General features: G+C 56.2%; 20 protein-coding genes. 16 read left to right on the top strand and 4 right to left on the bottom strand.

What is annotated here, in order from left to right:
• Window positions 1–31: 31 nt before the first annotated feature.
• Window positions 32–1,108 (bottom strand): adenosylcobinamide-phosphate synthase CbiB, encoded by a 1,077-nt coding sequence (cbiB, locus tag SIB88_RS01195; RefSeq protein WP_412559122.1) that lies wholly within the window; start codon window positions 1,106–1,108, stop codon window positions 32–34.
• A 327-nt stretch (window positions 1,109–1,435) separates the two neighbouring features.
• Between cbiB and SIB88_RS01200 the strand changes: the two genes are divergently transcribed.
• The 13 genes from SIB88_RS01200 to bioB all read left to right on the top strand — a co-directional run bounded on the left by SIB88_RS01200 (window position 1,436) and on the right by bioB (window position 14,682).
• Window positions 1,436–2,503, top strand: coding sequence for a sirohydrochlorin chelatase (locus SIB88_RS01200; RefSeq protein ID WP_206926405.1), 1,068 nt, complete (start codon window positions 1,436–1,438; stop codon window positions 2,501–2,503).
• 33 nt (window positions 2,504–2,536) lie between these two features.
• On the top strand, window positions 2,537–3,220 hold the full coding sequence (locus tag SIB88_RS01205; protein WP_412559123.1) for a precorrin-8X methylmutase: 684 nt from the start codon (window positions 2,537–2,539) through the stop codon (window positions 3,218–3,220).
• Window positions 3,217–4,470 (top strand): precorrin-6y C5,15-methyltransferase (decarboxylating) subunit CbiE, encoded by a 1,254-nt coding sequence (gene cbiE / locus SIB88_RS01210; protein WP_412559124.1) that lies wholly within the window; start codon window positions 3,217–3,219, stop codon window positions 4,468–4,470. Before SIB88_RS01205 ends, cbiE begins: the two co-directional genes overlap by 4 nt.
• Window positions 4,467–5,207, top strand: coding sequence for a precorrin-2 C(20)-methyltransferase (cobI, locus tag SIB88_RS01215; protein ID WP_412559125.1), 741 nt, complete (start codon window positions 4,467–4,469; stop codon window positions 5,205–5,207). The genes cbiE and cobI overlap by 4 nt, the downstream gene beginning before the upstream one ends.
• Window positions 5,198–7,129, top strand: coding sequence for a precorrin-3B C(17)-methyltransferase (gene cobJ / locus SIB88_RS01220; protein ID WP_412559126.1), 1,932 nt, complete (start codon window positions 5,198–5,200; stop codon window positions 7,127–7,129). Before cobI ends, cobJ begins: the two co-directional genes overlap by 10 nt.
• Entirely contained in the window at window positions 7,129–7,890 is a 762-nt protein-coding gene (gene cobM, locus SIB88_RS01225; RefSeq protein ID WP_101246792.1) for a precorrin-4 C(11)-methyltransferase, read from the top strand. The genes cobJ and cobM overlap by 1 nt, the downstream gene beginning before the upstream one ends.
• 175 nt (window positions 7,891–8,065) lie before the next feature.
• Window positions 8,066–9,469 (top strand): circularly permuted type 2 ATP-grasp protein, encoded by a 1,404-nt coding sequence (locus SIB88_RS01230; protein ID WP_101246791.1) that lies wholly within the window; start codon window positions 8,066–8,068, stop codon window positions 9,467–9,469.
• Between the two features lie 19 nt (window positions 9,470–9,488).
• A complete protein-coding gene (locus SIB88_RS01235; protein ID WP_101246790.1) occupies window positions 9,489–10,436 on the top strand; it encodes an alpha-E domain-containing protein in 948 nt (315 codons plus the stop codon).
• A gap of 1 nt (window position 10,437) precedes the next feature.
• On the top strand, window positions 10,438–11,256 hold the full coding sequence (locus tag SIB88_RS01240) for a transglutaminase family protein (RefSeq protein WP_412559127.1): 819 nt from the start codon (window positions 10,438–10,440) through the stop codon (window positions 11,254–11,256).
• A gap of 16 nt (window positions 11,257–11,272) precedes the next feature.
• Complete coding sequence (locus SIB88_RS01245) at window positions 11,273–12,022, top strand: proteasome-type protease (RefSeq protein WP_114112182.1); 750 nt, start codon at window positions 11,273–11,275, stop codon at window positions 12,020–12,022.
• A 153-nt stretch (window positions 12,023–12,175) separates the two neighbouring features.
• The gene (locus tag SIB88_RS01250; protein WP_114112376.1) at window positions 12,176–12,826 is read left to right on the top strand and encodes a GntR family transcriptional regulator; all 651 of its coding nucleotides are present in this window, start codon (window positions 12,176–12,178) and stop codon (window positions 12,824–12,826) included.
• Window positions 12,827–13,094: 268 nt separating this feature from the next.
• Window positions 13,095–13,676 carry a biotin transporter BioY gene (locus SIB88_RS01255; protein WP_412559128.1) on the top strand — a complete coding sequence of 194 codons (582 nt, stop codon included), beginning with the start codon at window positions 13,095–13,097 and terminating at the stop codon, window positions 13,674–13,676.
• Window positions 13,677–13,680: 4 nt separating this feature from the next.
• Entirely contained in the window at window positions 13,681–14,682 is a 1,002-nt protein-coding gene (bioB, locus tag SIB88_RS01260) for a biotin synthase BioB (RefSeq protein WP_412559129.1), read from the top strand.
• A 142-nt stretch (window positions 14,683–14,824) separates the two neighbouring features.
• Here the strand turns inward: bioB and SIB88_RS01265 are convergent, their stop codons facing one another.
• Complete coding sequence (locus SIB88_RS01265; RefSeq protein ID WP_233433073.1) at window positions 14,825–15,307, bottom strand: CHAP domain-containing protein; 483 nt, start codon at window positions 15,305–15,307, stop codon at window positions 14,825–14,827.
• Between the two features lie 149 nt (window positions 15,308–15,456).
• Window positions 15,457–16,764, bottom strand: a complete 1,308-nt coding sequence (locus SIB88_RS01270; RefSeq protein WP_412559130.1) for an MFS transporter — start codon at window positions 16,762–16,764, stop codon at window positions 15,457–15,459.
• A gap of 307 nt (window positions 16,765–17,071) precedes the next feature.
• On the opposite strand from SIB88_RS01270, the gene SIB88_RS01275 reads away from it, so the two are divergent.
• The 3 genes from SIB88_RS01275 to SIB88_RS01285 all read left to right on the top strand — a co-directional run bounded on the left by SIB88_RS01275 (window position 17,072) and on the right by SIB88_RS01285 (window position 20,744).
• Window positions 17,072–19,423, top strand: a complete 2,352-nt coding sequence (locus tag SIB88_RS01275) for an alpha/beta fold hydrolase (RefSeq protein ID WP_412559131.1) — start codon at window positions 17,072–17,074, stop codon at window positions 19,421–19,423.
• Between the two features lie 194 nt (window positions 19,424–19,617).
• Window positions 19,618–20,280 carry a GntR family transcriptional regulator gene (locus tag SIB88_RS01280; RefSeq protein WP_114112177.1) on the top strand — a complete coding sequence of 221 codons (663 nt, stop codon included), beginning with the start codon at window positions 19,618–19,620 and terminating at the stop codon, window positions 20,278–20,280.
• Window positions 20,277–20,744: an OsmC family protein gene (locus SIB88_RS01285; protein ID WP_412559132.1), complete on the top strand. Its 468-nt coding sequence runs from the start codon at window positions 20,277–20,279 to the stop codon at window positions 20,742–20,744. The genes SIB88_RS01280 and SIB88_RS01285 overlap by 4 nt, the downstream gene beginning before the upstream one ends.
• A 9-nt stretch (window positions 20,745–20,753) precedes the next feature.
• Here the strand turns inward: SIB88_RS01285 and SIB88_RS01290 are convergent, their stop codons facing one another.
• A complete protein-coding gene (locus SIB88_RS01290; RefSeq protein WP_412559133.1) occupies window positions 20,754–21,548 on the bottom strand; it encodes a class I SAM-dependent methyltransferase in 795 nt (264 codons plus the stop codon).
• Window positions 21,549–21,663 lie beyond the last annotated feature (115 nt).

Genomic DNA, 21,663 nt, shown 5'->3' on the forward strand with positions numbered 1-21,663 from the left:
CTTGGGCACGCATCAATCGCGCAACCAACACTCATAACCCGATCCAAAATGCCTTGATCAGAACCGGCCAAGCCGCATTGATCAAACAGGCCCCGACATAAAGCGACAATGCCCGGTCAATATCAGCCGCCCCGGCATCGCGTCGACCAGACCCGATATAGGGATCATCAACGATTTCATCGCCATATTGGCGTGGCCCGGCAAGAGCCAGATCAAGGGCGCCGGCAAAGGCTGCTTCCTGCCATCCGGCATTGGGGGATTTATGTTTTCGGGCATCACGCCAAAGCGTCTGCCAGGCAGCTTTACCGCTGGTCTTGGCACCAAGCACGGCAGCCAGACAAATCACGCCTCCGGCAATCCGGGCCGGGATAAAATTGGCAACATCATCAAGCCGGGCCGCAAACCGCCCGAAATACAAATACCGCTCGTTGCGGTGACCGATCATCGAATCAAGGGTGTTGATCGCCTTATAGGCGCAAATACCAACCGGTCCGGCGACCACATACCAGAAAAGCGGCGCGACCACCCCGTCCGAGAAATTTTCAGCACAGCTTTCAATTGCGGCCCGGCTGACACCGGCTTCATCAAGCTTGTCCGGGTCACGGCCAACAATCATCGAAACCGCCTTGCGTCCGCCGGCAAGTCCATCGGTTTTAAGGGCTCTCGAGACCGCTTTGACATGTTGATAAAGGCCCTTTTGCGCGATCAGGATCGCCACAAGGAGGATCTCGAACAGCCAGAAGACACCGCCAAGGACCGACAGAATCTGGATTACGCCACCGGCCATCCCGGCCACGAAAATGACCGCCAGACTGGTGACCATGCCGCGCAGGATCAAGTCCTCATTACCAAGCCCCTTGCGATTAAGGCGCTTTTCGAACCACGAAATCAGATTGCCAATCCAGACCACCGGATGGGAAATGCGTGAAAACAACCATGGGAAATCGCCAAAGATCGCGTCCAACACCAGCGCCAACACCAGTATTGTGAAAAGTGGTCCGGAAAAGCCGGAAGCCGGAATAAGAAAATCTGCAAGATCGGGTTCCATCGGCGCAATGTGCGACCTGTACAGCAAACCGTCAATGCCAATGACACGGGCACGGGACAAGGCCCTGTTGCGACACCATCATTTGCCAAGCCTGACCCGATTTGATAGAAGAAATTCATACGATTTTTATTTTTATCATACGATTGATCGTCACAACAGCATGCATCCCCCGTAAGATCGCACCGCCCCACAAGATATTCGATATCAACGACCCGCCCGCCCACCATAAGTAGTATTTTCGCCTCTGATCCCGCCTTCGATATTTCTTCTGTTACCTGCCGCTTGCATTCCGCAGGCCAATCGGTGAAAACGGGGGTGGCATCGGGTACCGCGATGGCAAAAGTCATCGCGAAGAACACCAAAAGAGAGACAAAGGAGCAGCCTTTTATGTCCCCCAAAGGCGCAGTAATGATTTGCGGTCACGGTTCGCGTGATGAACGCGCAGTTTCACAGTTCAACGCCATGGTTGAAACGATGAAACAGACCCATCTGGCCGACTACGATGTCGAAAGCGGCTTTCTAGAATTTGCGCACCCGATCCTGCGTGATGGCTTTGAAAAGCTCAAAGCCATGGGCCACAAAAAGATCTATGCCCTTCCGGGTATGCTGTTTGCCGCCGGCCACGTCAAAAATGACCTGCCGAGCGAGGTAAACAATTTCGCCCACGACAATCCCGATATCGATGTCAAATTCGGTCGTGATCTGGCGATTGATCCCAAACTCCTGATCGCGGCCAAAGACCGTATCGAAGAAGCCCTTGCCGATGCGGATGACAGCGTATCGCGCAAGGAAACCCTTCTGATGGTCGTCGGGCGGGGCACCAATGACCCGGATGCAAATTCAAACGTTTATAAAGTTGCCCGCATGCTTCAGGAAGGCATGGGATTTGGCCGTACCGAAATCAGCTATTCCGGTGTTGCCCATCCGCGCGTGAATGCGGGTCTGCGTGAAGCCATGAAACTGGGCTACAAACGCGTTGTGGTTTTCCCCTATTTCCTGTTTGCGGGTATCCTGATCGACCGTATCTATACCCACACCGACGAAGTCGCAGCCGAGTTCGGCGATGTCGAATTCATCAAGGCCGGTTACCTTAAAGATCACCCGATGGTGCTTGAAAGCTTTGCCGAGCGCCTGGCCGAGATTGACACCGGCGACAACAACATGAACTGTCAGCTGTGCAAGTACCGCGAACAGATCATCGGATTTGAAGGTGATGTTGGCACCCCGCAGGTCGGCCACCACCACCATGTGATGGGGATCGGCACCGACGGGCACAGCCATGGTCATAGCCACGGCCATCATCACCATCATGGTCACGGACACAGTCACGGGCATCACCACGGCCATAGCCACGATCACGGTCATGACCACGCACACGATCACAGCCATAATCACGACCATGGGCACAGCCATTCTCATGATCATGGTGATGCGAACAAATCGACCGGTTCCTGACCGGTCGATCCCCGAGTTCTGAAAGGCGCGGCAATGTTTGACTATCTGCGTGATCCGCAGGAAATCTATGCCAAAAGCTTTGCCACGATTGAGGCCGAGGCAGACCTTGCGCGCTTTTCAGAGACCGAGCGTCCTGTTGCCATCCGTATCATCCATGCCTGTGGCATGGTCGAAATGGCGGGTCAGATCGCCTTTGGCGGTGATCTGTGTGGAGCCGCCACACAAGCATTACGAACAGGCAAACCCGTCCTTTGTGATGCGGAAATGGTCCGCCATGGCATCATTTCCCGCCTTTTGCCCGCGGAAAACCCGGTTTTGTGCACCTTGAATGATGGTGATACCCACGGCCTTGCAGCCCAGCTTGGCACCACCCGTTCTGCCGCCGCGGTCGAGGCATGGATAGATCATATCGAAGGCGCAATAATCGCGATCGGCAATGCGCCCACCGCCCTTTTCCATCTGCTCGAAGCCATTCATAAGGGCCGACTGCCAAAGCCCGCCGCAATCATCGGCATGCCGGTCGGATTTGTCGGGGCAGCTGAAAGCAAGGATGCCCTGATCGAACATGCCGGGGATATTCCCTTTGTCACCTTGCGCGGCCGGTTTGGCGGCAGTGCGGTGACCGCCGCCACAGTCAATGCATTGGCACGTCTGGCACGCGATGACGAAACGACACCCGATGGCACCCTTGATCGCAAGAAGGCGGGCCTGTCATGAATGAACAATCCCCGCTTAAAAGGCGCATCACAGTAATCGGCATTGGTGAAGACGGCTATGACGGCCTGTCACCGATGGCGCGCAAAATCATTGAAAATGCCCGCATCATTTTTGGCGGTACGCGCCATATCGCCATGTTGCCCGGGTCAAACACCGCAACCCAAAACAAATGGATCACACCATTTGAAGCCAACCTGCCGCTGATCGAGGATTGCCTTGATCAGAACCCGGTGGTTCTGGCCAGTGGCGATCCGATGTATTTCGGGGTTGGCAATACGCTGATTAAATATTTCGGACCCGAACCGATATATGCAATCCCGTCCCCATCAAGCATTTCACTGGCCGCATCGCGGCTTGGCTGGCCATTGGCGGAATGCGATGTGATTACCCTGCACGGACGGGAACCCGAAACCCTGCGCGCCCATTTGCGCCCGCATGGCAAACTGATTGCACTAAGTGCCGACGGGTCAACCCCGGCACTGGTCGCGGTCATGCTGTGCGAAGCCGGTTTTGATCAAAGCCGCATGTCGGTTTGCGAACGCCTTGGCGGCCCCGAAGAACGGATTACCACCCAGACGGCACGTACCTGGCAATCAACCGCCACTTCGATGCCTGATGTCAAATCGGTCGATCCGCTTAATCTGATCATGATTGATCTTGAAGCCGGCCCCAAAGCCAATCCGTTACCCATGGGACCGGGTTTGCCCGATGATGCATTCATTCATGATGGCATGATCACCAAATCGGAAATCCGTGCGCAAACGCTTTCTTCCCTTGCGCCGTTTGCCGGGGGCGTTTTGTGGGATCTGGGGGCCGGATGCGGTTCGATTTCCATTGAATGGATGCGATTGCAGGGCAAGGCGGTGGCGATTGAACGTGACGCTGAACGTTGTGCAATGGTCAAAAAGAATGCGCTTCGTCTGGGCGTACCGGGACTGGTCATTGAACAAAGCACGATTGAAGATGCAATCGCCTTTGCCGACCGCTTGCCAAGGCCTGACGCCATTTTTATTGGCGGCGGGATCACCGGCAACGGGTTGCTTGAAGCCTGCTGGAAACTGCTTCCTGCACATGGGCGGCTGGTGGCCAATACGGTCACGCTGGAAGGCGAAGAAAAGTTATTACGATTTTATAATGAAAACGGTGGCACGCTCTCGCGCCTGTCGGTATCCCGATTGGTTCCGCGCGGCAATTTCAGGGGCTGGAGCAACCTTGCCCCTGTCACCCATTACCTCGGAGTAAAAGCATGAGCAGTGCGGATCTTCCCGCATCAAACGGCCTTCCGGTTGCCGGAACCGCCTATGGGCTTGGCATCGGACCGGGGGAGCCCGATCTGATCACGCTTAAGGCCTATAACATCCTGCAACAGGCCGATGTGATTGCCTATCCGGCCCTGGAAGACGGTGTCAGTCTGGCCCGCCAGATCGTCGATCCGCACATTCCCGAAGGCCGGATTGAAATTGCCATCCGCATCGAAATGGGCAAACCCGCCGACCCGATCTATGACACCGCCGCCATCGAGATTGGCGAATATCTGGCAGCGGGCAAAACCGTTGCCGTGCTGTGCGAAGGCGATCCGTTCTTTTATGGCAGCTTCATGTATCTGTTTGGCCGCCTGGCCGAGGCCGGATATCCGGTCAAAACCGTGCCCGGTGTCAGTTCCATGATGGCCTGCGCCGCCCAGCTTGGCGCGCCGCTTGCCGCCAAGAACGACGTTTTGCAAGTCATCCCCGGTCCGCTTGATGCAGATCGCCTGCGCACCCAGCTTGCCAGTACCGATGCGGCTGCCATCATCAAGCTTGGCCGTCATTTCGCCAAGGTGCGTGATGTCATCAACGAGCTTGGCCTGACAGATCGGGCGCGCTACATCGAACGCGCCACCCTTGAAACCCAGAAAATGGTGCCGCTGGCCGATCTTCCGGCTGATGCCAAGGCACCTTATTTTTCCATGATCCTGATCCACCGTCGCGGAGACGCATGGCGATGACCGCCCATAACAGCTCGAACAGCCCGGCATTGCCGACCAACCCGATTGCCCCGATAGCGGTGATTTGCCTGACGCAGCGCGCCCTTCCGACCGCGCGCAAAATCGCCAGCAACCTTCAGGGTGCCAGCGTCCATGGCCTGCGCACCCGCGTATCGGTCAAGGATGTCGATGTTGCCTTTGATGATACCATTGCGCATCTGCAACAAACTTTTTCATCTGATCACGTGATCATCGGCGTCTGTGCCGCCGGCATTCTGATCCGCGCCCTTGCGCCGCTCCTGGCCGGTAAATGGCAAGATGCGGCCGTCATTGCCGTTGACGAAGCCGGGGATACATTCATCCCGCTTTTGGGCGGGCATCATGGCGGCAACCGCCTTGCCCGTGATCTGGCCGAACGGCTTGGCGGCAATGCTGCAATCACCACGCCGGGTGATGCGATGCTGGGTCTTGCCCTTGATGAACCGCCTGCGGGCTGGAAACTGGGCTCGCCCGAAACCGTCAAACCGGCCACCGCCGCCCTTTTGGCTGGCGCATCGGCACGGATTGAGGTCGAAGCAGGATCAAGCGCCTGGCTGACCAACAGTGCCATTTCCCAATCTGAGGATGGCAGCGTACTGATCACTGCGACCGCCCGCGAGGGCGCCGATGACGATGCGATCAGTGATGGTGCAGAAACCGCCATCACCTATCACCCGCCGGTTCTTGCCCTTGGGGTTGGTTGTGAACGCGGCTGCCCGACTGATGATCTTTATGATCTTGTCATGGAAACACTGGCCGGTCAGTGCCTGAGCCCCAAGGCCATCGCCTGTGTGAGTTCGATTGATCTCAAGGCCGACGAAGCATGCGTCCATGAACTGGCCCGTCGTCTTGGTGTTCCGGCCCGGTTCTTTGATGCCCAAACCCTTGAGGCCGAGGCAAATCGTCTTGTGATGCCCTCTGATGTTGTCTTTGCCGAAACCGGCTGTCACGGCGTTGCCGAGGGTGCGGCCCTTGCTATCGTCGGCCCGAATGGCAAGCTGATCGTGCCCAAGCACAAAACCAAGAAATCCACCTGTGCCATCGCCCTGTCACAGGATGACATCATCCCAGAGCAGGTTGGCAAGGCACAGGGCAAATTGTCGATTGTCGGCATTGGCCCGGGTCAGATCGGCTGGCGCAGTCCGGAAGCCACCGCCCTGATCGGTCGCGCGACCGATATCGTTGGTTATCAGATGTATCTTGATCTGCTCGGTTCGCTGATTGATGGCAAGGATTGCCACCATTCCGACCTTGGCGCCGAAGAAGCCCGTGCGCGCCATGCCCTTGAACTGGCTGCAACCGGCAAGGATGTTGCCCTGATCGGATCGGGGGATGCGGGTATCTATGCGCTTGCCACCCTGGTGTTCGAGTTGCTGGACCGCGAAGATCGCGCCGACTGGAACCGGGTTGCGGTTCAGGTTTCCCCGGGCATTTCCGCCCTTCAGGCTGCGGCATCGCGTATTGGTGCGCCGCTGGGGCATGATTTCTGTGCGATTTCGCTCTCGGATCTTTTGACCCCGCGTGAAGATATCCTGCGCCGTCTTAAGGCCGCGGGCGAGGGCGACTTTGTCATTGCCTTCTATAACCCGGTATCCAAACGCCGCCGCGACTTGCTGGCCGTTGCACGTGATATCCTGCTTGAACACCGACCGGCTGATACCCCGGTGGTTCTTGGCCGTCAGCTGGGCCGCCCGGACGAGGAAATCACGGTCGTTCCGCTTTCGAAACTTGAAGTCGATATGGTGGATATGCTGACCACGGTTCTGGTCGGATCAAGCAACAGCCGCCATATCACGCGCGGTGAAAACGAATGGGTTTATACCCCGCGCGGCTATGCCAAAAAGGGTCCGGATGCCGCCAAAGCCCCGGTTCTCAGCACCTCGAAAAACGACAAGGCAGAATAATGACTGTTCATTTTATTGGCGCCGGCCCCGGTGCCCCGGACCTGATCACCGTACGCGGTTTGCGTCTGATTGAAAAATGCCCGGTCTGTCTTTATGCCGGATCGCTGGTGCCCGAAGAAATCGTCACAAGCGCACCAGAAGGCGCACGCGTGATTGATACTGCTTCGATGCACCTTGATGAAATCATCGCTGAGATTGAAACAGCCCACGCCAAGGGCCAGGACGTGGCACGTGTGCATTCCGGTGATCCGTCGATTTACGGGGCAATTGCCGAACAGATCCGTCGCCTTGATGATCTTGGCATTCCCTATGACATCACCCCAGGTGTTTCGGCCTATGCCGCGGTCGCGGCTGAAATCGGTGCGGAATTGACCCTGCCCGATATTTCGCAAACCGTGATCCTGACCCGTACAGCCATGCGGTCATCGGCGATGCCCGACGGCGAAAGCCTTGCCGAACTTGGCAAAGCACGGGCCACCCTTGCCGTGCATCTGTCGATCAACAACCTGGCCAATGTGGTGCGCGATCTGACCCCGCATTACGGCGAAGAATGCCCGGTGGTGATTGCCTATCGCGCCACCTGGCCCGATCAGCAATATATCTTTGGCACCCTTGGTGACATCCGCGCCAAGGTCAAAGGAAGCGGCATTACCCGCACGGCACTTATCATGGTCGGAGAAGTGTTCGGACGAAAGGATTTCACCGATTCCCGGCTTTATGCCGCCGACCATACCCATGTGTTGCGCCCGGCCAAGGCATGACACCGCCCGGGCGGACGCCAAGTCCGCCCGTTTTTTGACCAAACACCCCAAGCACCGAGTTTATTTTTTCAGCACAACAGATTTTTGCCGAAAAATCTGTCATTTCAACCCTGAACATCCTTGACCATGCCACCCCCGGACGCCTTTAATCGAAAGGTAAATAAGGGGAGTATGCATGTTCAACGAGATGACGATGGACGACCAGGTTCGCGAACCTTATCGCGCGCTGGTTGACTGGATGGAAGCAAACGGCCCCGAGGTCCTCGAACAGAAGCGCCTTGAAGCTGAAACGCTGTTTCGCAAAATCGGCATTACCTTTGCCGTCTATGGCGAAGGCGGTGACCCGGAACGGTTAATCCCGTTCGATCTGATCCCGCGCATTTTTACATCAAGCGAATGGCGCAAGCTCGATCGTGGTGTCAAACAGCGCGCCCGGGCACTCAACACGTTTCTCTATGACGTTTACCACAATGCGGAAATCATCAAGGCCGGGATCATTCCCGCTGATCTGGTGTTTAAAAATGACGCCTTTGAACCGGCCGTAATCGGGATTGATCCACCGCGCAAGGTCTATAGCCACATCGTCGGCGTCGATATTGTCCGCACCGGCCCCGAAGATTTCTATGTGCTTGAGGATAACTGCCGCACCCCGTCCGGCGTGTCCTACATGCTTGAAAACCGCGAAATCATGATGCGGATGTTCCCGGAACTTTTCAAAAACCTGCGTATCGAGCCGGTTGAAAGCTATCCGGACATGTTGCTCAAAACCCTGAAAAGCATCGCACCGCCCAAATGCGACCGCGACCCCAATATTGTTGTCCTGACACCGGGCGCAATGAACAGCGCCTATTACGAACATTCCTTCCTGGCCGACCAGATGGGGGTCGAGCTGGTGGAAGGACAGGATCTGTTTGTATCGGAAGACCGCGTTTACATGCGTACCACCCGCGGCCCGGCCCGGGTTGATGTGATTTACCGCCGCATTGATGATGCCTATATCGATCCGCTGTGCTTCCGACCGGACTCGGTCCTTGGCGTGCCGGGACTGATGAATGTCTATCGATCAGGCGGGGTTGCCATTTGCTCGGCACCGGGTGCCGGGGTCGCCGATGACAAGGCGGTTTATACCTATGTGCCCGATATGATCCGTTTCTATCTGGGGCAGGAACCGATCCTTAATAACGTTCCGACCTGGAAGTGCGGCAAATCCGATGACCTGAAATATGTGCTTGAGCATCTCGGCGAACTGGTGGTCAAGGAAGTTCACGGTTCGGGCGGATATGGCATGCTGGTCGGACCCGCATCGACCAAGGCAGAACAGGCCGCCTATGCCGAACGCATCAAGGCCGATCCGGGCGATTTCATCGCCCAGCCGACATTGGCACTTTCGGCCTGTCCGACCTTTGTTGAAAGCGGTATTGCGCCGCGCCATGTCGATTTCCGACCGTTCTGTCTTGTCGGTGATGACATCCGCCTCACACCCGGCGGGTTGACCCGTGTGGCGCTGCGCGAAGGGTCGCTTGTCGTGAACTCGTCACAGGGTGGCGGGGTCAAGGACACCTGGATCATGAGCGATTAACAAGGGAAAGGGTTGAAAGATGCTTAGTCGTACCGCAGACAACCTTTTCTGGCTGTCGAGATATGTTGAACGGGCCGAAAACATGGCCCGACTGATGGAGATGGGCTATCGCATGGCGCTGATGCCCGCTGTTGGCGATGGCAACCGGTCCGAATGGGAATCGGTTCTTTCGGCGTCCGGCTGCATGGCGGGATATGATCCCGATGCGCCGTTGCGCCAGGAAGAAGTCGCCAATTACCTGATTTTCAATCGGGATAACCCGTCATCAATCATCAATTGTTTTGAATATGCGCGCGCCAATGCACGCGCCATGCGTACGGCGATTACCGCAGAAATGTGGGAAGCACTGAACAATGCGCTGATGGAGCTTCGCCGTCCGTCGATGCACAATCTGGCCAAGAATGAACTGCCGGAATTCATCGACTGGGTCAAAAAGCAGGGCGCGCTGTTTCGCGGGGCAACGGATTCGACCATTTTGCGTAATGATGGCTATGATTTTATCCGTCTGGGCACTTTCATCGAACGTGCCGATAACACTGCCCGCCTTCTGGACGTGAAATATTACGTGCTTCTGCCCGAAACCAGCATGGTCGGCGATGGTGTGGATAACTATCAATGGACGACCGTTTTGCGGGCGGCATCGTCGCTGCGTGCGTTCCACTGGGTTTATCGCGATGATTATTCACCGCACCGGATCGCGCATTTTTTGATCCTTAATCCGTTCAGTCCGCGGTCCCTTGCCCATTGTGCGGAACAGATCACCCAGCATCTGGAACGGCTGGCGCGCCATTATGGCCAACGCCACCCGGTGCACGGGCAGGCGGTCGAGATGTATTCGCTTCTGACCCAAAGCGAAATGGACGAAATCTTTTCGACCGGGCTGCATGAATTCCTCAATGATTTTCAGGCCCGCAATGGTGCGCTGTCCAATGCCATTGCCGACGCCTATTATTTCGGGGGGCAATAAGATGCGCCTGACGGTCGAACACAGAACCAATTACCGCTATGAAATGCCCGCACGTCACGTCGTGCAAAGCCTGAAACTCACTCCGGCGCAGTTTGACGGGCAAAAGATCCTGAACTGGTCAATCACCGCCGAGGGATGTGTGATCGGATCGGAATTCACCGATGGCAATGGCGATGTCATCAGCACGCTTACCGCTGGCGGCCCGGTCGACGCAATCGAGATTGTGGTTCGCGGCGAAGTGGAAACAACCGACACCGCCGGTGTTTTGCGCGGCCACAAGGAACGCGCCTTTCCGGGGGTGTTCCTGCGCACCACACCAATGACCAAATCCAGTGCGGCCATCCGCAAACTGGCCGACAAGGTCGCCAAAAAGACCAAGGATGTCGCGCTTCTTGATCGCGCGCATGCCCTGGCCAAGGCGATATCGGATGCCATCGAATATGCACCGGGCTCAACCCATGTGCATACAACCGCCGCCGATGCATTGGCCGACGGCAAGGGGGTTTGTCAGGACCACGCCCATGTTCTGATTTCGGCCGCCCGGCATCTGGGCATTCCTGCACGTTATGTGTCGGGATATCTGTTTGCCGATCAGGATGGCAACCCGCACGAAGCATCCCACGCCTGGGCGGAATTGTATCTTCCGGATTTCGGATGGGTCGGGTTTGACCCGGCAAACCGGTGCTGCCCGACCGATTATTATATTCGTCTCGGGGCTGGACTTGATGGCCAGGTGGCAACACCTATACGGGGTGTACATACTGGTGGCGCGAACGAAAATTTGGATGTAACAGTCATCATCGCGCAATCACAACAATAGCCGGGCCAAAACGAAAATGACCTATTGTGTCGGTTTGATGCTGAACGAAGGGATGGTTTTCCTTTCCGATACGCGGACCAATGCGGGGCTTGATAACATTTCGCGCTATCGCAAGATGTTCACCTGGGAAGTGCCCGGTGATCGCGCCATTGTTGCCTTGTCAGCCGGGAACCTTGCCATCACACAAGCGGTGATGAGCACCCTTTTTGAGGCCATCGACGACCCGAATACCGAACCGGGAAACTGCATCCTGAGTGCGCCCAGCATGTTCCGCGTTGCCGAACTATTTGGCGAAGCAATGCAAAAGGTTCAGAACAAATACCACGACACGCTTGAGCAGCATCACGAAAGCAGTGCCGCATCCATCATGGTCGGCGGGCAGCGCAAAGGCGGGGAACAGCGTCTGTTTCTGGTCTATGCGGCGGGCAACTTCATCGAAGCCACCACTGATACGCCCTATTTGCAGATCGGCGAACATAAATACGGCAAGCCGATCCTTGATCGGGTGATTACCCCGGAAACCCCGATTCAGGACGGGGTCAAGGCCGTGTTGCTGTCGATGGATTCGACCCTGCGATCCAACCTGTCAGTTGGCATGCCGCTTGATCTCGCCGTCCTGCCCGATGACACCTGTGCATTTTCAGAACTGCGCCGGATCGAAGCCGATGATCAGGGATTTCGTGCACTTTCCGATGCATGGTCGAATGCATTGCGCGACGCCTTTGCCGATATGCCAGACGAGCATTGCGACCTCGCGGCCGAATAGTCGGCCTGCATATACCGCCAAACCCGAAGCCGGGCCCACGTTTTTGGCCCGGCTTTTTCGCGACCGGGTTTGCCGTGTTTGCGGTTTGGATTGTTTGACCCGGCCACGAACTTTCCAGTGACAAATCCCGCCGGTCAAATTATCTATAAAATCATGACCCAAAAGACCGACACCACCGTTACCGGGCGGATCACCCGCGCCTTGGCCGATCGCATCATTGCCGGTGAAATTGCACCGGGCACAAAGTTGCGACAGGATCACTTTGCCGAGGAATTTGGTGCAAGCCACGTCCCCGTGCGCGAAGCGTTCCGCAGGCTTGAAGCACAGGGTCTTGTTGTCAGTGAACCCAGGCGCGGTGTCCGGGTCGCAAGTTTTGATATTGCCGAGGTTCGCGAAGTCGCGGAAATGCGGGCGTCACTTGAAGTTCTGGCCTTGCGCCATGCCGCCCCGAACCTGACCAGTGCGATCCTGGATACCGCCGAAGACATCAACCGGGCCGGTGAAAACGCCAGGGATGTCCGCGAGTGGGAAGACGCCAACAAGGCGTTCCATCGCATCATTCTTGCGCCGTGCAACATGCCGCGCCTGATGGCCAGCATCGATGATCTTCATGCCGCCAGTGCGCGATTCCTGTTTTCGGGCTTCCGGATGGAATGGGAAGCCCCGACCGATCAGGATCACCGCGCCATCTTGCGGGCCCTGCGTGAACATCAATTTGATGTTGCGGCCGCGACCCTTGCCCGGCACGTGAAATGGATCGGCACCAAGCCCGGCAAAAACAGCCGGAAATTGTCGGCGATCTGATCAAAAATCCAAAATTTCTGGTCTGATGATTGGCAATCGGGTGCTGCTGCGCCCCGATATCGCCTTTGCGCGTCTATAATTTCAAATTTTATAGATAATTTTTACATAATAATTACAGATACTTAACTAAAAATTGTCCGAATTCTTGTCCAAATCCTCCGATTTGATGATTTTTGGATTGCTTTTGATCCCGGATGACGTCGTAATTAATAGATCAGATTCAATTTTATAGATAATTATAAAACAACCGCCAAAGGAACCCGTCATCATGGTCCATCCTGTTACCCCCGACAGCCCTGCTGCGATCGACAATCCGGTTTTCAAAGCCGTCAAAAACAGCGTTGCGGTTTTGGCCGGTGTGGCCCTGATCACGGCAAGCGCCAAGACCACGGTTCCGTTCTGGCCGGTCCCGATGACGCTGCAAACCATGGCGATCATGGCAATCGCCCTTGCCACAGGCCCCCGCGTGGCAGTTGCCACCATGCTGACCTATCTTGCCGCCGGGGCCGTGGGGCTTCCGGTTTTTGCCGGAACACCTGAACGCGGCATCGGCATTGCCTATATGATGGGGCCGACGGGCGGATATCTGGCCGGTTACCTTGTTGCGGCCGGGTTGGTCGGGGCGTTGGCGCGCGGCCGCGGGGCATTTGGGCGCTTTGTTGTCATGATGGGGGGCATGGTGCCGGTTTACCTGCTGGGGCTCGCGGGGCTTTCGGCCTTTGTTCCATCAGAAAAGGTTCTGGCACTTGGTTTTACCCCGTTCATTCTGGGTGACACGATCAAGATCGCGCTGGTTGCACTGGGCTTTGCGACGATAAGCCGCCTGAAAAACCGCAATGTGGCAGGCTGATCCGATGGCGGTCACGCAATCCGATATGCCCCAACCCGATATGGTTTCGCCCGCCACGGGCACCATTCGTCATGACTGGACCGTCGAGGAGATCGAGGCGATCTATCGCAGTCCGCTTCTGGATCTGGTCGGGCAGGCCAATGCCGTGCACCGCGCCCATCACGATCCGTCACATGTGCAAAAGGCCAGCCTGCTTTCAATCAAGACCGGTGGTTGCCCCGAAGATTGCGCCTATTGCCCGCAATCAGCCCACCATCGCGAGGTCAAACTGGGCAAGGAACAGCTTCTTGACCCGGGATCGGTCATTGACATGGCCAAACGCGCCAAGGATGCCGGGGCTGATCGGTTCTGCATGGGGGCGGCGTGGCGTCGGGTGCGCGACGGGGCGGCGTTTGACGCGGTACTTGAAATGGTGCGCGGCGTTGATGCACTGGGGCTGGAGGCCTGCGTCACACTTGGCATGCTTGAACCCCATCACGCCAAGCAACTGAAGGACGCCGGACTGACGGCCTATAACCATAATCTTGATACCAGCCCGGAATTATACGGAAAAATCATCACCACCCGGACCTATCAGGATCGGCTCGATACGCTTTCTGCGGTGCGGTCGCACGGCATTGATCTGTGCTGTGGCGGGATCATTGGCATGGGTGAAACCATTCGTGATCGGGCATCGATGCTTGCGGTTCTGGCCGGATTTGATCCCCATCCGGAAAGCGTGCCGATCAATGCGCTGGTGCCGGTGGCCGGAACGCCGCTTGCCGGGCGTGATCCGATTGATCCGCTGGAGCTGGTGCGCATGGTGGCAACGGCCCGCATTACTATGCCGAGATCAATGGTGCGGCTGTCAGCCGGACGCACGGAACTGAACCGCGAGGCCCAGATCATGTGTCTGATGGCCGGGGCCAATTCGGTGTTTTACGGCGAGAAGCTTCTGACCACGCCAAACCCGGAAGAAAACAGCGACAGCGCATTGTTTACCGCCCTTGGCCCCATCGCGGCCTGAGCGACAAATACAAGTTCAACCCCCGAATCCGTGCCGCCCGCACGGGTTCAGAGCGTGCCAGGCGCACGCTTCCAACTGGCGAAGCTCTCTATCTGCGGGAGCTTCGCCATTTCTGTTTGCGGAATGCTGTGCTGGAAATGGCCTAGTTGGCCTGCGCAGTTTCTTGCGGCTGATAGATAAAGCCATGCGCAGGATAGACACTGCCAAATGTGCCAAGCGTATTCATCATGCGCACTTCCGACCAGTCATTGTTGGGCGAAACATCGACCACCGGCTGACGGTAATGGACCTTGCCACGGGTGCGCGAATCACTGCCCCAGTTGGCGTGATTGACCAGAATCTTGCGGTTATCAAGAATTGCCGAAACCACGGCAACATGGCCAAGCTTCAAACGCGACGTCTTGCGCAAGGCCAGAACAGCACCGACTTGCGGGCGATTGCCACGCTGGAAATTCTGTTTGCCGGCCTGTGCCCACCACGTCCATGCATCACCATAAATCTCGATCCCGGAAACTTCGCGGGCATAGGGTACGCATTGCAGGAATTTGTTGGTCGGCGCAAAAGAATTAAGCCGCGAGCTTGGCACATCGACGCTGGCAAGCACTTTGACCGTATCGCTTGGCATGGGGCCGGTTGACTGGGTTGCGGAATTGCCCGTGCTGAAACACGCGGAAAGCACCAAACATAGACCTACAATCCCCAGAAACCGCATCTGAAATTTTCCCCAAATGACTCGCGTTCGCCCACCATAGGGGGCCATGCCTTAATAATCCTTTACTGCACCGCATCCGAAGATGGCGCAGACCGGCGACCAGATGCACCAATCCGGTAAAGCCGCCACAGTCCGGCACAAGCCGCACACAGGATCAGAATGCCCGAACCGCGCGCGGTGTACTGGATGTTTCCGGCTTCGGATATGGCACCAAGCATGGTCCCTCCTAGCGCCATACCACCAAAACTCGTCGCACTCCAGAAGCTCATTACACGGCCGCGCAATTTATTATCGACCGTAAGCTGCAAGGCGGTTTGCGATCCCACACCGACCGCCGTCAACCCGAACCCGGTCAGCGCAATCAACCCCACCGCAAGCTCGTACCAGGGCGACCATCCAAGTCCGAACATGCCAATCGCGGCTGCAAAAGCACCGACAATGGTAATGCGTTGAAAATCAGCAGCATTTGATTTGACCCGCGACAACATAAAGGTCGATGCCACGGCCCCGATCCCGCCTGCCGAGGCCATCATGCCAAGTCCAGTCACCCCGCGTTCATAGACTGCTTCGGCGAAAACCGGCATCAGTTCGATCATGCCCGTACCAACCAGTGACACAAAGCATGATAGCGCCAACACCGAACGGATCATCGGGTGATGGATGGCATAACTGGCGCCATCAACAAGAGCGGCCAGGATTCGCCGGCTTTTGGCATCGGGGGCGCGGTCCTGATGAATGGTCACAACCGAAATGACAAACACCATCGGCAAATAGCTGATGGCATTCAGCATAAAGGCCGCCCCCGTCCCCCAGGTCGCAATCACCACCCCGCCAACCGCCGGACCGACAAGGCGCGAAATATTGAAATTCATCGCGGCATAGGCCACCGCACGACTCATGAATTCACGCGGGACAATCACCGGCACCAGCGACAAGCGGATCGGGGTCATTGCACTGCCCAATATCCCCATCGACGCCGCAAGCATGATCATCCAGGGCAAAGTCATCATCCCGGCATAGGACAAACCCATCAGAACAAAAGACACAGTGGCCTGCCCAAGATTGAGCAACATCGCCGTCCGGCGCAAATCAACCCGGTCGGCCATGACCCCGAAAATCGGCCCCAAAAAAAAGGCCGGCGCAAAATTCAGTGCGGCAATCAAACCGGTCCAGAATGCCGATCCCGTTAACGACCAGGCCAGCCAGGACATGGCGATTTTCTGAATCCACAGACCTTGTGTCGTGATGCATTGCCCGACCAGAAACAGGATGAAATTGCGATCCGAAAAGATCGAGCGCGCCTTTTCCTGCGATGGTGCGGGATTTTCGGACCGTTTCGGTGTTTGCGGATCTGGGGCGGTTGTCGACACGGGAGCTCCGGCGATGAGTCAGAGAGTCAGAACAGGAAGCCGGCCATCGGCCTGTCGGGAAATACAGGATGGAACGGCAGAAAGCCGTGATGGCAGACATTGGCAAGCGCGTGGCCAGACGAAAGTCATCAAGGCCACGACTGTCGCGACAGAGTTACACGCAGCACATTAATTCTTCGCAAATTACTTGTAGCATACCTTCCAAAGGCACGCATAAAGACACATATCAAAATGACAAAACAATCGGCACAGAACCGATAAAACGTCCTTGAAACCATTGCCTTAGGCAAACCGGGTATCGCATCACATGCCACATGATTTCCGCGATATCGAACGTGAAAAGTTCGCGATCAATGCCAAAACGTGCGAATGGACCATTCGCGCGATGACCGCCCTTAGGGCCAATATCGACATCAATATCAAGATGCACGGCCCGCGCGACCATCTCGCGCAAGGCGACATTTTCATGTTCAACCATTTTGCCCGGTTTGAAACCTTTATTCCGCAATTTCTGATCGCGCTTGAAACCGGGGTCTATTGCCGGTCGATCGCATCGGGCGAGTTTTTCGTGCAGGACAATACCTTTTCACGCTATTTGCGCGCGCTTGGCGGTGTTCCCAATGACTATGAACGCCTGTTGCCGTTTCTGGCCGAAGAAATCCTTCGTGGTGGCAAGGTGGTTGTCTTTCCCGAAGGCGGCATGGTCAAGGACCGGCGTGTCCTTTCGGAAGAACGCCCGCACCCAAAGCGCCCTGATTACAGCGTCTATTCCCGGTCGGCCGATACAAGACGCGCCCATCATACCGGGGCGGCGTTGCTTGGTCTTTGTATTGACGGTTTCAAAATCGGGCTGTCGACGCTGATTGAAAAGGGCAAGCGCGATGAATTGTCGCGCTGGGCCGAGATTCTGGACTGCAGCGAAGATGCTCTTCGAACAACCATTGCCAAACCGACACTGATGTTCCCGGCCAATATCACGTTTCATCCGCTTCGGGTGGATCAGAACCTTCTGGCACGGGCAGCCGACATGTTTACCGGTGGCTTAAGCCCCAAGATGGCCGAAGAACTGATCATTGAAGGCAATCTGATGTTCAAGAAGACCGATATGGACATCCGCCTTGGCGGTCCGGTCGATCCGCGCATGCATTTCAACTGGCTGGACCGGCGCATGCTGGCAAGACGGGTGGCACAGGCCGGCGCGATTGATGATCTGTTCAAACCGGCACGGACACTTGAAAAGGTGACGGATCGGGTGACGCAATATGCCCTGACCCGCCACATCAAGCCGCTGCGCGATCATTGCATGGCGGTGATGTATTCCAACCTGACACTCAATGTCAGCCATCTGGCATCACGCCTGATCATGATGTGGCTTGAAGACGGGGTGACCGAAATCGATATCGGTCATTTTGACAGAACCCTGTATCTGGCAATCAAGAACATCCAGCAGGCCGAAAACGTCCATCTGCATCGCGGCATGAAAAACCCGGCTGATTATGTCGGTATCTTTGAACTGAATTGTCCGCAAATCCGGTTCTTTATCGACAGTGCTGTTCAGCTTGGCCTGATCGAACGCCGGGATCAGAAATACTGTTTCCTGCCAAAATTGCAGGACCAGGCCCATTTCGACCAGATCCGCATGGACAATCCGATCATGGTCTATGCCAATGAAATGGCCCCGATTCATGCCGCCTGGCAGGCACTGGAGCGCGCCCGGGTCGAAGTCGATCATCTAAGCCCGGTCGACATCGCCCATCGCCGTTTTGATGATGAAGTCCGGGCATGGTCCTGGAACCGGGCCAAGTTCAAGGACCCGAAATACGACGCAATCAATCAGCAGGAAACCGCAACCGCGGACAGCCGTCCCTATTTGCTTCTGCCCAACGGGCAGACACGGTTTGCCTGCGGGGTGCTGCTTGTCCATGGGTTCCTGGCGTCCCCGGCCGAACTGCGCGAACTGGGTGATAAACTGTCCGCACGTGGCTATGCGGTGATGGGGGTACGGCTGTCCGGCCATGGAACATCCCCCCATGAATTGCAAAAACGTACCTGGTCGGATTGGCTGGCATCGGTGCGACGCGGATACGAAATTCTGTCACCATTTTGCGAACAGGTGATCATTGTCGGTTTTTCAACTGGTGGGGCCCTTTCGGCCATTCATGCGGCAAACCACCCCGAAAAGCTTGCCGGGTTGGTTCTGGCCGCAACACCGCTTAAATTCCGCAATCGCAATCTGATGTTTGTGCCGTTGCTATACGGGGCAAACAAATTGATGGGATGGATGCCATCAGCACAGGAATTGCTGAGTTTCCGGCCCAACGACTCCGAACATCCCGACATCAATTACCGCAACATTCCGATCGGCGGCCTGCATCAGTTGCGGCAAGCGGTTGCTGAAATGCAGCGCCGTTTGCCAGACCTTGAATGCCCGACACTTGTTCTTCAGGGCGATGGCGATCAGGTTGTCGACCCGGCCAGCGCAAGCATGATCCGTCGCCTTGCCTCCAGGGCAACGGAAATCGATGTTCAGATGGTCACATCCGGACGCCACGGTATCGTGACCGAAGATATCGACAACACCCAGAACCGGATCATTGATTTCATCACCGATCATTGCGCCATCCGCGAGGGCGAAGCGCGCGCCATCCCCGCAGAATAAACGCAACCTGATCAAATCGTACCAACCCCGCATTCAGACAAAAACCCACCCACGTGACGGGTCGGGAACAGGGAAAAATCGGATAACGGAGCAAACATCCGATAAGCTCAGCACGTTTCTGCGGCGACCCATTTTTCAGGGTGCAACCGCGGTTGCGGCTTGACTTTGCGATAAAATCCACACAGTTTGGATCCATGGATACAAACATTATCGCCCAGACCCTGGAAACCGAAATTCAGTCTGGCCATCTTGGCCCCGGAACGATCCTGAAACAGGAAGAACTGGCCGCCCGATTTGGCGTCAGCCGCCAGCCGGTGCGCCATGCACTTGAACGGTTGCGGACATCCGGCCTGCTTGAAAAGCGTCCTGACAGAAGTCTTGCCGTGGTCGGACTCCGGGCGAAAGACGTTCGTGAACTCAGCCAGATCCGCATTGCGCTTGAACAAAATGCACTGATGCTGTCCGCACCGAACCTGACGGCCAGCAATCTGCGCAAGGCGCGCCGCCTGAACGAAGACCTTTTCGAAGAAGAAGACCCCGAAACCCTTGCCGAGTTGGACCGCGATTTCCACCAAACCCTGTATGGTGGATGCGGCAATGAAAGGCTTTTGAAAATGATTGCCGATCTGCGCAACGAAGCAAGGCGTGCCTATGCCCTGCAACCGATCGGATCACAGCCACGCCGCGTCTTTTACGAAGAACACAACCGCATACTTTCCGCACTCGCAGCCGATGATATCGCGGCTGCCTGTGACGTTCTTTCAACCCATATCGGAATTACGGCCGGCACATTGATCCCGATCGACGGTACATCGGGGCAAAATCCGCATCCGACATCGGACAGGACCCCGTCATGAGCAGCTTTGGTGCAAATGTTGTCTGGCAACGCGCAGAAACCGAAAAATTCACTGACCGGCGCTATTCACGCGGCCATATCTGGCGGTTTGATGGCGGGCTTGAAATCCCGGCATCTTCATCACCGCATGTGGTGCCGTTGCCCTATTCGGTTGCGGAAAATGTTGATCCGGAAGAAGCCTTTGTCGCAACCCTTTCAAGTTGCCACATGCTATTTTTCCTTCATTTCGCATCCGATGCCGGACTGGTAATTGATCGTTATGCCGATGATGCTGTCGGCATCATGAAAACCCGCAATGGCAAAACCATGATCACCAGGGTCGTTCTGCGCCCTGACGTTACCTATGCCGGGTCGCGCCCCGACACCGACACCGAGGACGATTTGCATCACCGCGCCCATGAAGCCTGTTTCATTGCAAATTCGGTGATAGCAGATGTCGTCACCGAACCGGTGCGTCACACATAAGCGCGATCGTTAACCTGCAACCGGTTTTTGCGCGCAAATCGCATAGCGATGCTGCGCCCCGCGTTCCAGCCCCTTGGCAAAACTGATATGTTTTTTCTGGGCGGCATGGATCTGGCGCAGATCGAAATCGACAACAACCGGATCAAACCCGGTTCGGGCCAGCATGGCCGAAACATCATTGGCGCGCGCACCTTCGGAAAAATGCACACGGGCAAGAATGTCGCGATGGGTTTGCATATGCGCCACCGACTCGGTCGGCTTGCGCAACCCGATCGATTCGAGAAAACCCGACATCGCCTTGTTCAGTTTTGTTGCCCATGTCGGCGATACAAAATCACCATCGACAACAAGAAGCTTTCCACCCGGCTTTAAAACCCGGAACCATTCCGCAAAGGCCGCCGCCGGATCAACCAGCGTCCAGACGAGATGACGGGTGACAATCACATCGTAACTGTCATCGTCTTCCAGGGTATGTTCCGCATCCCCCAATAAAAACCGGATGTTCGATCCCCGAAGCCGCGATTTTGCCCGCGCCTTTTCAAGCATCGCCTCGGACCAGTCCATACCGGTCACGGCAAAGCCAAGATCATGCATCAGATGGCTGATCACGCCGGTACCGCTTGCCAGATCAAGTGCCTTGCGGCCATCGGCAACCCCGAAATGCCTTTCAAACAGCGCGTGCCAGGCACTGCGTTCAGCATCGGAAAAGATTTCGTGGCCGGGCTGTTCATCAAATGTTGCCGCCCGCATCGACCAATATTCCTTGATCTCGTCACGCAAATTGTAATTGCTGGCCTGGCTCATGATTTGTGGTTCTCTCTGGGTCTTCTCTGGCGGAGAATGGCAGTTTTCTGCGGTTTTTATCTAATTAAAAGGTGAATATGACACCTTTCTGATAAATCAATGATTTTATTTTTGC

The organism is Thalassospira sp. MIT121401 (assembly GCF_047125595.1).
GTDB classification, from domain to species: Bacteria; Pseudomonadota; Alphaproteobacteria; order Rhodospirillales; family Thalassospiraceae; genus Thalassospira; species Thalassospira povalilytica.